The organism is Stutzerimonas sp. KH-1 (assembly GCF_054483855.1).
In genome coordinates this window covers 3,182,575-3,195,286 of the sequence record NZ_CM137011.1, presented here as the reverse complement: position 1 = coordinate 3,195,286, position 12,712 = coordinate 3,182,575, and the positions used below count along the sequence as shown (strand labels likewise).

Below are 12,712 nucleotides of genomic sequence, written 5' to 3'. Positions count from 1 at the left end.
TCACTGTGATATCAGGCGCATCTTTTCATTAAGCCGAAAACGCTCTGGCAGTGGTGGTATTACGCACCCGTATGGGTTCCGTTTGCACTCTGTTGTCGTGTCGGCCTGGCCACTCGCCCAACCTTTCGGAACTCGTCTTCATGAAGCCTTTCGCCCTGGTGCTTCCCCTGTTTTTCGCCGTCTCGGCCGCCGCTCATGCCCAGTCTTTGCAGGAGGCAATGCGCAGCGCGCTCGATACCCACCCGGAAATCAGCGCCGGCGTTCACGCTCGTATGGCGGCCGAGGAGCAGCTGCGCTCCGCCAAGGGCGGCTATTTGCCCCGAGTGGATCTGGTGGCGGGTTATGGGCGAGAGGGCACTGACAGTGTCAGTACCCGTCAGGGTGACGAGCACGGTTATCGTACGCTGAGCCGCGGTGAGGCGAGCCTGACGGCCCAGCAGATGCTGTTCGACGGTTTCGCCACCTCCAGCGAAGTGAAGCGCCAGCGCGCTACGGTCAATGCACGGGCCTATGAGTTGCTGGGCAGTGCGGAGCGCACCGCATTGGAAGTGGCGCAGGTGTACCTGGATGTTCTGCGCCGTGAGGCGCTAGTGCGTCTGGCCGAGGAGAATCTGCGCAGCCACGAGCGAATCTTCGATCAGATTAGTCTTCGCAGCCGCCAGGGCGTCGGGCGGATGGCCGACCTCGACCAGGCCGAGGCTCGCCTGGCCCAGGCGCGCAACAACCTGATTACAGAACAGACCAACCTTGCCGATAGCCAGGTCAACTACCTGGCGCTGGTGGGGCAGATGCCGACCGACTTGAGCCGGCCGGCGCTGGCTGCGGTGGATCTGGCGCAGAGCCTCGAGCAGGCCCGTGAAAAGATGCTGATGGAAAACCCGCAGCTGCGTTCGGCACAGGCGGACGTGAACGCCGCCGAGGCGCAGGTGCAGGCAGCCAAGTCCGAGTTCTACCCGCGCTTTGCGCTGGAGCTCGCGAGTGGCGCCAATAACGACATCGACGGCGTCAACGGGCACGAGAACGAATGGCAGGCCATGGTACGCATGCGCTACAACCTGTTCGCGGGCGGCAGCAACAGTGCTGATCTACGCGCTCGCGCCAACCAGGTCGGGCAGGCCATGGATATTCGCAACAACGCGCTGCGTCTGCTCAGCGAGGAGATGGGGCTGGCCTGGAACGCGCTGAACAATGCACGCCAGCAGCTTCCGATTGCTCAGGAATACGTCGATCGCAGCAGCCGTGTGCGCGATTCCTACCAGCAACAGTTCACCCTGGGTGAGCGTACGTTGCTGGATTTGCTCGACAGCGAGAACGAGCTGTTCACCGCTGCGCGCCGTCTCGAAGACGTGCGCTTTAGTGAGGCTTTGAGCCATTACCGCATCCAGGCGGTCAGCGGCTCTCTGTTGCGCAACCAGGGGGTCGTGGCGCCCCTGGCCGCCGTGCCGATGGATGACGTGCGCGCTCAGGTCCAGTTGCCCGCGATGAATTAAGAGGGCGGCCCGTCGGGTCCCATGATGCACTCTCAGGATGCTGTAACGCCCGAGCCGGCCTTGCGCCTCGACCCGCGCTCGAGTCATGACGATCCGCTGCTGGATGGCCTGCTGTCGCTCTGCGCCTTCCACCAGAAGCCAGCCAGCCGGGCGACGCTAAGCGCCGGTTTGCCACTCGCCGATCATCGACTGACCCCTGAGCTGCTGCCGCGTGCGGCAGCCCGGGCTGGTCTGCGCGGTCGTTGGCTGCGTCGTGAGCTGACTCAGATATCCGCCCTCGCGCTGCCCGCACTGTTGCTATTGCATGACGGGCGTTGCGCATTGCTGCTGGGCTGGCAGCCCGACGGGCGGGCGCGGGTGATGCCCAGCGAGTCCGAGGGTGGGGAGCTGGATGTCGCGCGTGAAATCCTCGAGGAAGACTACACCGGGCAGGCCTTCTTCGCTCAGCCGCAACACCGCTTCGATCTGGATCGCGGTGAACTCATTCCGCGAACGACTCACTGGTTTCGCGACACGCTGAAGCGTTCACGCTGGCTGTATATCGACGCGGTTGCCGCCAGTTTCGTGATCAGCCTCATTGGGCTGGTCACGCCGCTGTTCGTCATGAACGTCTACGACCGTGTGGTACCGAACCAGGCCGAGGCGACGCTCTGGGTGCTGGCCATTGGCATCAGCGGTGCGTTCGTGTTCGATCTGCTGCTCAAGACGTTGCGCGGGCTGTGTCTGGATCTGGCCGGCAAGAAAACCGATCTGATCATTTCCGCCACGCTGTTCGAGCGGGTGGCAGGCATGCTGATGCGCCACCGCCCGGCGCGTGTCGGGACCTTCGCCCAGCACATCCACGAATTCCAGTCACTGCGCGAGTTTCTCGCTTCGCTGACGCTGGCGAGTCTGATCGATCTGCCATTCACCTTGCTGATCATTGCCGTGATTGCGCTGATCGGCGGGCATCTGGCGTGGGTGCCGCTATTGGCTTTCCCGCTGGTTGCAGCACTCAGCTTCGCGCTGCAACGGCCCCTGGCCGACACTCTGGAGCGCACCATGGCGCTGTCGGCAGAGCGCCAGTCGAGCCTGATCGAAACGTTGGCAGGCCTGGATGCGGTGAAGGTCAACAACGCGGAAAGCGAGCGCCAGCATCTTTGGGAGCAGACCATCGGCAGCCTGAGCCGGCTTGAGTTGCGTGCGCGCATGCTGTCGAGCCTGGCGCTCAATTCGACGATGGCGCTGCAGCAGTTCGCTGGTGTGGTGATGATCGTGCTTGGCGTGTATCAGATCATCGACGGTCAGCTGAGCATGGGGGGGCTGATTGCCTGCTACATGCTCAGCGGTCGCGCCCTGGCACCGCTCGGTCAGGTGGCGGGTCTGCTTACCCGCTATCAGCAGGCCAAGGTCACGGTGCGCTCGGTAAACGACATGATGGCGTTGCCACAGGAACGGCAGAGTGGTGAGCGGCCGTTGAAGCGGGAAAACCTGCAGGGTGCGATCGAATTCCGCAGCGTGGATTTCAACTACCCGGAACAAAAGGACGCCGCCCTGCGGCAGATCAGTCTGGTCATTCGTCCAGGCGAGAAGGTGGGCATCATTGGGCGCAGTGGCTCCGGCAAGAGCTCGCTGGCCAAGCTGATCGTCGGCCTGCATCAGCCCGATGCCGGCAGCCTGCTGGTCGACGGCATCGACCTGCGGCAGCTGGATGTGGGCGACGTGCGCAACAACATCGGCTATGTGGCCCAGGATATCCAGCTATTTTCCGGCACGCTGCGCGACAATCTGCTGATGGGCGCGCGCTACGTCGAAGACGATCGGGTGCTGAAAGTGGCCGAATTGGCAGGCGTGCATGAGTTTGCCCGTCTGCATTCCAAGGGTTACGAACTGCAGGTGGGCGAGCGTGGCCAGAACCTGTCCGGCGGCCAGCGCCAGTGCGTGGCGCTGGCGCGCGCCTTGTTGCTCGATCCGCCGATCCTGCTGCTCGACGAGCCGACCAGTTCGTTGGACAACACCAGCGAGGAACGCTTGAAACAGCAGCTGGCAGGGGTTGTTGCCGACAAGACCTTGCTGCTGGTAACCCACCGCACCTCGATGTTGAGCCTGGTCGATCGGCTGGTGATCGTCGACCGCGGCCAGATCGTCGCCGATGGGCCGAAGGCGGTGATCCTCGAGGCATTGAAGAAGGGGCAGATCCGTGTCAGCTAAGCATTCGATCCCCCCGATCCAGGCGCGCGGTGGAGTCGGCTCGGTGTTCGGCTCCCGTGGCGAACCTCTGCCGGAGGTGCGCAAGGCGCTCATCGAGGATGCACCGCGACTGGTGCGCCTGACGATATGGGGACTGGTCGCGTTCGTGCTGTTCCTGGTGCTCTGGGCGCATTTCGCCATCGTCGATGAAGTCACCCGGGGCGAAGGCAAGGCCATTCCCTCGTCACGCCTGCAGAAGATCCAGAACCTGGAGGGCGGCATCGTCGCCGAGCTGTTCGTTCGCGAGGGACAGATCGTCGAGGCCGGCGATCCGCTGCTGCGTCTGGACGACACGCGTTTCGCCTCCAACGTGGGTGAAACCGAAGCTGACCGCCTGGCGCTGGCAGCGCGAGTGGAGCGCCTGTCGGCCGAGGTTGAGGGACGCGACCTCGCGATGCCCGAGAATGTGCTGCGTGATGCCCCCAACCTCGCCGACAGCGAGCGCGCCTTGTTCGAGAGCCGTCGCGACCAGCTGCGCGCTGAAATCGGCGGGTTGGAAGAGCAGCTTGCCCAGCGTCGTCAGGAAGTGCGCGAGATGAACTCCAAGCAGGAGCAGTTCCGCAGCAGCTTGGCCCTGTTGCGCAAGGAAATCGCGATGTCCGAGCCGCTCGTCTCAAGCGGCGCCATCTCACCGGTGGAAGTGCTGCGGCTCAAGCGGGCTGAGGTGGAAAGTCGCGGGCAACTCGATGCCACCACCCTGGCGTTGCCTCGCGCCCATGCGGCGATCAAGGAGATCGAAAGCAAGATCGGTGAGACGCGCGGGCGTTTCCGCAGCGAGGCTCTGACTCAGCTCAATGAGGCACGCACCGAGCTGTCGAAGCTGAAATCCACCGGCAAGGCACTGGAAGACCGGGTGCGCCGTACGCTCGTCACCTCCCCGGTTCGCGGCGTTGTCCAGCAGATGCTCGTCAGCACCATTGGCGGCGTCATCCAGCCAGGCAGCGACATCGTCGAAATCGTCCCGCTCGACGACACGTTGCTGGTCGAGGCCAAGGTTCGCCCGCAGGACATCGCTTTCCTGCATCCGGGGCAGGAGGCGATGGTCAAGTTCAGCGCCTACGACTTCACCGTCTATGGCGGCTTGAAGGCGGAGCTGGAACACATCAGCGCCGACAGCATCACCGACGAGGATGGCAACAGCTTCTTCCTTATCCATCTGCGCACCGACAAGAGTCACCTGGGCAGCGATGAGAAACCCTTGCTGATCATCCCCGGCATGATGGCTTCGGTAGACATCATCACCGGCCACAAGAGCGTGCTGAGCTATCTGCTCAAGCCGATCATCCGCGCCAAGGCCGAGGCACTTCGCGAGCGCTAGGTGGTGGCGAAGGAAAAATCTGCTAACAATGGCTGTCAGTAGGGCCGATCCACACTGCGCAATAATGCGCCGTCGACCATCTGGGAGTTTCCATGAGCAGCACTGCGCCAGCCAGCGAAGGCGAAAAAATCCTCATCGTCGATGACGATGCCCGTCTGCGACGTCTGCTCGAGCGTTTTCTCGACGAGCAGGGCTACCGCGTCCGTACCGTGGAAAATACCGAGCAGATGGACCGTTTGCTCAGCCGCGAGCTGTTCCAGCTGGTGGTGCTCGATCTGATGATGCCGGGCGAGGACGGGCTTTCCGCGTGCCGCCGGCTGCGCGAGGGCAACAACCAGATTCCGATCATCATGCTCACCGCCAAGGGCGACGAGGCCAGCCGCATCCAGGGCCTGGAGCAGGGCGCCGACGACTACCTGGCCAAGCCGTTCAACCCTCGCGAGCTGCTCGCGCGCATCCGTGCGGTGCTGCGCCGGCAGGCACCGCAGGTGCCCGGCGCCCCGGCCAGCGAGGACGAGACCGTCACCTTCGGCGAGTACGAGCTGTCGCTGGCGACCCGTGAGCTGAAAAAGGGCAACGAAGTGCACATGCTCACTACCGGTGAGTTCGCCGTGCTCAAGGCGTTGGTGCAGCACGCCCGCGAGCCGCTGACCCGGGACAAGCTGATGAACCTCGCCCGCGGCCGCGAGTGGGATGCGCTGGAACGCTCCATCGACGTGCAGATTTCCCGCCTGCGCCGGCTGATCGAGCCGGACCCGTCCAAGCCGCGCTACATCCAGACCGTCTGGGGTGTGGGTTACGTGTTCGTGCCGGACGGCAACAAGTGAGTCGGCTGCGGCCTGTTTCAGGCTGCGAGCGCGTCACGCTCGCGGCCTGCCGTTCTGGGGCTGCCGCCGGGACTTCATGAAGACTCCGCTCTGGTTCCCGCAAAGCTTCTTCGCCCGCACCCTGTGGATGGTGCTGATCGTGGTGCTGTTCTCCAAGGTCCTGACGCTGGTCTATCTGATGACCAACGAGGACGTGCTGGTTGACCGCCAGTACAGCCACGGGGCGGCGCTGACCCTGCGCGCCTACTGGGCTGCCGACCTGGAGGACCGCGACCGCATCGGCCGCGCCGCCGGCCTGCAACTGGTGGCCGAGCAGAACGTGCCGCGCAGCGAGTATCACTGGCCCTACACCGAGATCTTCCAGCGGCAGATGCGCGACGAGCTGGGCGACGACACCGAGGTGCGCGTGCGCATCCAGCCGTCCACGGCGATCTGGGTGCGCGCGCCGAGCCTGGGGCCGGATTGGGTGCAGGTGCCGCTGTACGCCTATCCGCTGCGTGGCCAGCGCATCTGGAGCGTACTCGGCTGGTTCCTTGGCATCGGCCTGCTGTCCACCGGTGCGGCGTGGATCTTCGTCAGTCAGCTCAACCTGCCGCTCAAGCGGCTGGTCTTCGCCGCGCGGCAGATCGGCAAGGGCCGGCGCGTGCGCCTGCCAATCGGCGACACGCCGAGCGAGATGACCGAGGTGTATCGCGCCTTCAACCAGATGGCCGAGGACGTCGAGCAGGCTGGCCGTGAGCGCGAACTGATGCTGGCCGGGGTGTCCCACGATCTGCGCACGCCATTGACGCGCCTGCGCCTGTCGCTGGAGCTGATGAGCAGCGATGACGAGCTGACCGATGACATGATTCGTGATGTCGAGGACATGAATGCGATCCTCGATCAGTTCCTCGCCTTCGTCCGCGACGGCAGCGATGAACCGGTGGAAACCACCGACCTCGGCGAGCTGATCCGTGAAGTGGTGGCGCCCTACAACCAGCAGCAGGAAATCGTGCGTCTGTGCGTCGAGCCGATGCCGCCGTTCGCCCTGCGCCGGGTGTCGGTCAAGCGGCTCTTGGTCAACCTGATTGAAAATGCGCTGCGTTATGGCGGTGACGGGGTCGAGGTAGCGGCCTATGTCTCCGGCGACCAGCATGCGCCCTATGTGGTGCTCAGCGTGCTCGACCGCGGGCCGGGGATTGATCCGGCCGAGCTGGAAGGCCTGTTCAACCCCTTCATCCGCGGCGATCGCGCCCGTGGTGGGCAGGGCGCCGGGCTGGGCCTGGCCATCGTCAAGCGTATCGCCTCGCAGCACGGTGGCATCGTCGAGCTGCGCAATCGCGAGGGCGGTGGCCTGGAGGCGCGGGTCAGCCTGCCGCTGGGGCTGCTGCTGCCGCGCGATGCGGTGCAGGGCAAGCCGGCCGAATAAGCCGGCTCGCCGCGCGGTGGGATCAGCCCTTGCCCTTGGTGCGGGTCAGGTGCGGGCCGCCGTTCTTTTCCAGGTACTGAATGATCAGCCCGGCGACGTCCTTGCCGGTGGTCTCCTCGATCCCGGCCAGGCCCGGCGAGGAGTTGACCTCCATCACCAGCGGACCATGGTTGGAACGCAGGATGTCGACGCCGGCGACGTTGAGGCCCATCACCTTGGCGGCGCGGATGGCGGTCATGCGCTCTTCCGGGGTGATCTTGATCAGGCTGGCGGAGCCGCCGCGGTGCAGGTTGGAGCGGAATTCCCCTGGCTTGGCCTGACGCTTCATCGCGGCGATGACCTTGTCGCCGACCACGAAGCAGCGGATGTCGGCGCCGCCGGCTTCCTTGATGTACTCCTGCACCATGATGTCCTGCTTGAGCCCCATGAAGGCCTCGATCACCGATTCGGCCGCCTTCTCGGTTTCGCAGAGCACCACGCCGATGCCCTGGGTGCCTTCCAGCACCTTGATCACCAGCGGGGCGCCATTGACCATCTGGATCAGATCGGGAATGTCGTCCGGCGAGTGGGCGAAGCCTGTTACCGGCAGACCGACGCCGCGACGTGAGAGCAGCTGCAGGGCGCGCAGCTTGTCGCGCGAGCGGGCGATGGCCACCGACTCGTTGAGCGGGAACACCCCCTGCATCTCGAACTGGCGCAGCACGGCGCAGCCATAAAAGGTCACCGAGGCGCCGATGCGCGGGATCACCGCGTCGAAGCCCTCCAGCGGCTTGCCGCGGTAGTGGATCTGCGGCTTGTGGCTGGCGATGTTCATGTACGCGCGCAGCGTATCGATCACCACCACTTCATGGCCACGCTGCTCGCCGGCTTCGACCAGACGACGGGTGGAATAAAGACGCGGATTGCGCGACAGCACGGCGATTTTCATTGAGCACCGGAAGAAGTGAGGATCTGGGGTTTGTCCTGGATATAGGTTCGCGACGGATCGATCAGCCATTGACCGTCGACCAGTGCCTTAGAGCCGAGCAGCAGGCGGTAGCGCATGGTCTTGCGGCAGGTCAGGGTGAACTCCACCGGCCAGACGTGGCTGCCCAGCGCGAGCAGGGTGCGCACCACGTAACGCGTCTGCACCTGGCCGTTGGAGCTCTTGATCAGCTTGCGGGTGACCAGCGGCGCCTCGCAGCGATGGCGCCGCTGCACCAGCGTGCCCAGGTGCGCGGTGAAGCGAACCCAGCGCTGCCCATCGCGTTCGAATTCGCTGATGTCGGTGGCGTGCAGCGCCGAGGTGCTGGCCCCGGTATCGACCTTGGCACGCAGGCCCACCACGCCGAGATCCGGCAGGGCGATCCATTCACGCAGTCCGATCACGGTGTGGGGGTCGAGTCTCTTCAATGGGCGTGTCCGAAGAATTTGGCGGCATTCTAGTTGGGGTGCATGACAACTGCATCCGTCTGTAACACCCTAGAACGATGTGTAGGAGTTAGAGCTGGACGATGGCTGAAAAAGACGACGACAAGGTGCGCCTGGACAAGTGGCTGTGGGCCGCGCGCTTCTTCAAGACTCGCGCGTTGGCCAAGGCGGCCATCGAAGGAGGCAAGGTGCACTGTCGCGGCGAGCGTTGCAAGCCGAGCAAGGAACCGAAGGTGGGCGATGAACTGGTGATTCGCGTTGGCTTCGACACGCGTACGGTGGTTATCCGCGCGCTATCGGCGGTGCGCCGCGGCGCACCCGAGGCGCAGACGCTCTATGAAGAGACGCCGCAGAGCCTGGCTGCTCGCGAGGAAGCGGCAGCCCAGCGCAAGGCAGGTGCCCTCGGCATGCAGACCGACGGCCGGCCGAGCAAAAAGCAGCGGCGGCAGATTCAGCTGCTGCGTGACTTCAAGCCGGATTAGGCTGCGCAACGCCGGCGGACCGCATCACGTGCGAGGCCGTCCGGCGCTTGCCCTTGGTCCGGGCCGGCTTTGCGCCTAAAATTGCCCGCCTCCTCCGCCGTACCTGCGAGCTTTCCGGCTATGCCCGATCAAACCCAGCGTTTTCTCTTCGATGATTCCGATGTTCGCGGCGAGATCGCCACGCTCGAGGAAAGCTACCAGCACGTGCTCGCCAAGCACGCCTATCCAGAACCTGTGGCCCAATTGCTCGGCGAGCTGCTGGCCGCGGCCGCGCTGCTGGTCGGCACGCTCAAGTTTGACGGGCTGCTGATCCTCCAGGCCCGCTCCAGCGGTGCCGTGCCGCTGTTGATGGTCGAGTGTTCCAGCGCGCGCGAAGTGCGTGGCATCGCCCGCTATCACGCCGAGCAGATTCAGCCAGGCGCAACGCTGGGCGAGCTGATGCCCGAAGGCATGCTGGCGATCACCATCGACCCGGCCAACGGCCAGCGTTATCAAGGCATCGTCGGGCTGGAGGGGGTCAACCTGGCAGCCTGCCTGACCGACTACTTCGCCGCTTCCGAGCAGCTGCCGACGCGTTTCTGGCTCAATGCCGACAGTCGTCGCGCCTGCGGTCTGCTGCTGCAGCAATTGCCGGCCGATCGACTCAAGGATCCGGAGGAGCGTGACGCCAGCTGGGAGCACCTGCGCACTCTGGCCGACACGCTGACCGCCGAGGAGCTACTGGGCCTGGACAGCGAGACGCTGCTGCATCGGCTTTACCACCAGGAGCAGCTGCGCCTGTTCGATGCGCTGCCGATCCGCTTTCGCTGCAGCTGCTCGCGCGAGCGCTCCGCCCGTGCTCTGGTCAGCCTGGGTGAGGAAGACGCCCTGCAGCTGGTGGCTGAGCAGGGCGGAACGGTCAGCATCGATTGTCAGTTCTGCAACGAGAAATACACCTACGACGCCGCGGACGTGGCCCAGTTGTTTGCCGGCGGCGGCAGCGAGGCGCCGTCTGATACCCGCCACTGAATCAGCCTGACGCGCAACGCGTCTGCATCAAGGTTCCGCGGGGCTGCCCGGTGATGCCGGCGGCCTCGCGCCGACAGTGAACTATTTGGCCATCACGGCCTCATACCCAGCGCGGCGCATTATCTGGCATAATCGCGCGCACTTTTTTCGATGTAGTTCGCTGTTCGGCGGGCTACAACAGCATGGAGGAATCGGCCCAGGGCCGACGGGAACACTCATGACGCAAGCCACCAACGCCGTGTACACCGACATCAGCACCGCTCAACTGATTGAAGAAGCCGTCAAGCGCGGAGAGGGCGAACTGTCCGCCAATGGCTCTCTGGTGGTGAAGACCGGGCACCGCACGGGTCGTTCTCCGGCTGACCGCTTCATCGTCGAAGAGCCTAGCACCCAGCAGAAGATCGCCTGGGGCCCGATCAACCGTCCGTTCCCGGCCGGCAACTTCGAGGCGTTGTGGAACCGCGTCGAAGCCTACCTCGGCGAGCGTGACAGCTTCGTTTCCCATGTCCATGTTGGTGCCGATCCCGAGCACTACCTGCCGGTCAAGATGACCACCGAAACCGCCTGGCACAACCTGTTCGGCCGTTGCCTGTTCATCACTCCCGAGCAGTTCAACCAAGCCGGTCTGAGCGAATGGCGCATCCTCAACGCACCTTTCTTCCAGTGCGTACCCGAGCGTGACGGCACCAATTCCGACGGCTGCGTGATCATCAACTTCGCCGAGAAAAAGGTCCTGATCGCTGGCATGCAGTACGCCGGTGAGATGAAGAAGGCCATGTTCTCCGTGCAGAACTTCCTGCTGCCGGACGTCGACGTGCTGCCGATGCACTGCGCCGCCAACATTGGCGAAGACGGCGACACCACCCTGTTCTTCGGTCTGTCCGGCACCGGCAAGACCACCCTGTCGGCCGACGAGAGCCGCTACCTGATCGGTGACGACGAGCACGGCTGGGGCGTTGGTCGCGTGTTCAACATCGAGGGTGGCTGCTACGCCAAGTGCATCGACCTGTCCGAGAAGAACGAGCCGGTAATCTGGAAGGCCATCAAGTTCGGCGCTGTACTGGAGAACGTGGTCCTCGACGAGCGTACCCGTCTGCCTGACTACGCCGATGCCAGCCTGACCCAGAACAGCCGCGCCGCCTACCCGCTGCAGCACGTCGAGAAGCGTTCCGAGAAGAATCTCGGTGGCGAGCCGAACGCGGTGATCTTCCTCACCTGCGACCTGACCGGCGTACTGCCGCCCGTGTCGATCCTGAACAACGAGCAGGCTGCCTACCACTTCCTCTCCGGCTACACCGCGCTGGTCGGTTCCACCGAGATGGGTTCGGGCAGCGGCATCAAGTCGACCTTCTCCACCTGCTTCGGTGCACCGTTCTTCCCGCGCCCGGCTGGCGAGTACGCCGAACTGCTGATCAAGCGCATCAACGGCTTTGGCTCCAAGGTCTACCTGGTCAACACCGGCTGGACCGGTGGTGGCTACGGTGTCGGCAAGCGCTTCAACATCCCGACCACCCGTGCGGTGATCGCGGCGATCCAGAGCGGCGCGCTGATCGGTGCCGAAACCGAGCACCTGCCGATCATCAACCTGGACGTGCCGAAGGCCGTTGCCGGTGTCGATACTCAGCTGCTGAACCCGCGCAACACCTGGGCCGACAAGAGCGCCTACGACCAGGCCGCGAAGGAACTGGCTGGCAAGTTCATCGAGAACTTCAAGAAGTTCGATGTTTCCGACGCCATCCGCAACGCCGGTCCGCAGCTCTAAGCTGCTTGCCGAGTCATCGAAAAGCCGCCTTCGGGCGGCTTTTTCGTTTATGCAGCACCGGAAACGCATCGAGCGGCTCGATGATTGTGATCGGTGAAGTCCCGTGGATTCGATCGGTCGACACCCTTAGCATGACGCCACCTTTCTCCCGTGAGGACTCGTCATGCATACCGAAGAAGCCATTCGCACCCGCCGCGCCGTCAAGGCCTACGACCCCAGCTTCCAGCTGAGCCGTGAAGAAAAGGACGAGCTGCTGCAACTGGCACTGCTGGCGCCTTCTGCCTTCAATCTGCAGCATGTGCGCTTCGTCGAGGTCAGCGACCCGGCGCTGCGCGCGCAGATCCGCGAGGTGGGTTGGAATCAGGCACAGATGACCGACGCCTCGATGCTGGTGGTGATCTGCGCCCAGGTCGACAGCTGGGAAAAGAATGTCCGCCGCGTCTGGGAAGGCGCACCGAGCGAGGTGCAGGACTACATGGCCGGCGCCATCGATGCCTATTACCGTGGCAAGCCGCAGGTGCAGCGTGACGAGGCCATGCGCAGCTGCGGTCTGATGGCGCAGACGCTGATGCTCGCGGCACGGGCCAAGGGCCTGGATTCCTGCCCCATGGATGGCTTCGATTTCGACGCGGTCGGCAAGCTGATCAACCTGCCGGACAACCATGTCATCGCGCTGATGGTCGCGGTGGGCAAGCGCGCCGCCGAGCCGAAGCCGCGTGTCGGCAAGCTGCCGTTCGACGAGGTGGTGATTCGCGACCGCTTCTGATCGCGCTCATCA

General features: G+C 64.2%; 11 protein-coding genes. 9 read left to right on the top strand and 2 right to left on the bottom strand.

The window, feature by feature from the left end:
- The first annotated feature begins 140 nt into the window (after positions 1-140).
- From ACX1DW_RS15450 to ACX1DW_RS15430, 5 genes are all read left to right on the top strand, one after another.
- Positions 141-1,490 carry a TolC family outer membrane protein gene (locus ACX1DW_RS15450; RefSeq protein WP_208217269.1) on the top strand — a complete coding sequence of 450 codons (1,350 nt, stop codon included), beginning with the start codon at positions 141-143 and terminating at the stop codon, positions 1,488-1,490.
- Between the two features lie 21 nt (positions 1,491-1,511).
- Complete coding sequence (locus tag ACX1DW_RS15445) at positions 1,512-3,680, top strand: type I secretion system permease/ATPase (RefSeq protein WP_458991805.1); 2,169 nt, start codon at positions 1,512-1,514, stop codon at positions 3,678-3,680.
- A 7-nt stretch (positions 3,681-3,687) separates the two neighbouring features.
- On the top strand, positions 3,688-5,037 hold the full coding sequence (locus ACX1DW_RS15440; RefSeq protein WP_458993410.1) for an HlyD family type I secretion periplasmic adaptor subunit: 1,350 nt from the start codon (positions 3,688-3,690) through the stop codon (positions 5,035-5,037).
- Positions 5,038-5,129: 92 nt separating this feature from the next.
- Entirely contained in the window at positions 5,130-5,864 is a 735-nt protein-coding gene (ompR, locus tag ACX1DW_RS15435; RefSeq protein WP_014821967.1) for an osmolarity response regulator transcription factor OmpR, read from the top strand.
- Between the two features lie 76 nt (positions 5,865-5,940).
- Positions 5,941-7,272 (top strand): ATP-binding protein, encoded by a 1,332-nt coding sequence (locus ACX1DW_RS15430; RefSeq protein ID WP_200600695.1) that lies wholly within the window; start codon positions 5,941-5,943, stop codon positions 7,270-7,272.
- A gap of 22 nt (positions 7,273-7,294) precedes the next feature.
- Here ACX1DW_RS15430 and rimK read toward each other — a convergent pair whose 3' ends face one another.
- The gene (rimK, locus tag ACX1DW_RS15425) at positions 7,295-8,200 is read right to left on the bottom strand and encodes a 30S ribosomal protein S6--L-glutamate ligase (protein WP_014821965.1); all 906 of its coding nucleotides are present in this window, start codon (positions 8,198-8,200) and stop codon (positions 7,295-7,297) included.
- Positions 8,197-8,664, bottom strand: a complete 468-nt coding sequence (rimB, locus tag ACX1DW_RS15420; RefSeq protein ID WP_014821964.1) for a retropepsin-like aspartic endopeptidase RimB — start codon at positions 8,662-8,664, stop codon at positions 8,197-8,199. Before rimB ends, rimK begins: the two co-directional genes overlap by 4 nt.
- A 101-nt stretch (positions 8,665-8,765) precedes the next feature.
- Here rimB and ACX1DW_RS15415 point away from each other — a divergent pair, with 101 nt between their 5' ends.
- The 4 genes from ACX1DW_RS15415 (at position 8,766) to ACX1DW_RS15400 (ending at position 12,700) form a co-directional block, all read left to right on the top strand.
- Complete coding sequence (locus tag ACX1DW_RS15415) at positions 8,766-9,164, top strand: RNA-binding S4 domain-containing protein (RefSeq protein ID WP_152480691.1); 399 nt, start codon at positions 8,766-8,768, stop codon at positions 9,162-9,164.
- A 120-nt stretch (positions 9,165-9,284) separates the two neighbouring features.
- Positions 9,285-10,172, top strand: a complete 888-nt coding sequence (hslO, locus tag ACX1DW_RS15410; protein WP_017244738.1) for an Hsp33 family molecular chaperone HslO — start codon at positions 9,285-9,287, stop codon at positions 10,170-10,172.
- 217 nt (positions 10,173-10,389) lie between these two features.
- Positions 10,390-11,934, top strand: a complete 1,545-nt coding sequence (locus ACX1DW_RS15405) for a phosphoenolpyruvate carboxykinase (protein WP_458991804.1) — start codon at positions 10,390-10,392, stop codon at positions 11,932-11,934.
- Between the two features lie 163 nt (positions 11,935-12,097).
- A complete protein-coding gene (locus ACX1DW_RS15400) occupies positions 12,098-12,700 on the top strand; it encodes a nitroreductase family protein (protein ID WP_013981451.1) in 603 nt (200 codons plus the stop codon).
- The last annotated feature ends 12 nt before the right edge of the window (positions 12,701-12,712 follow it).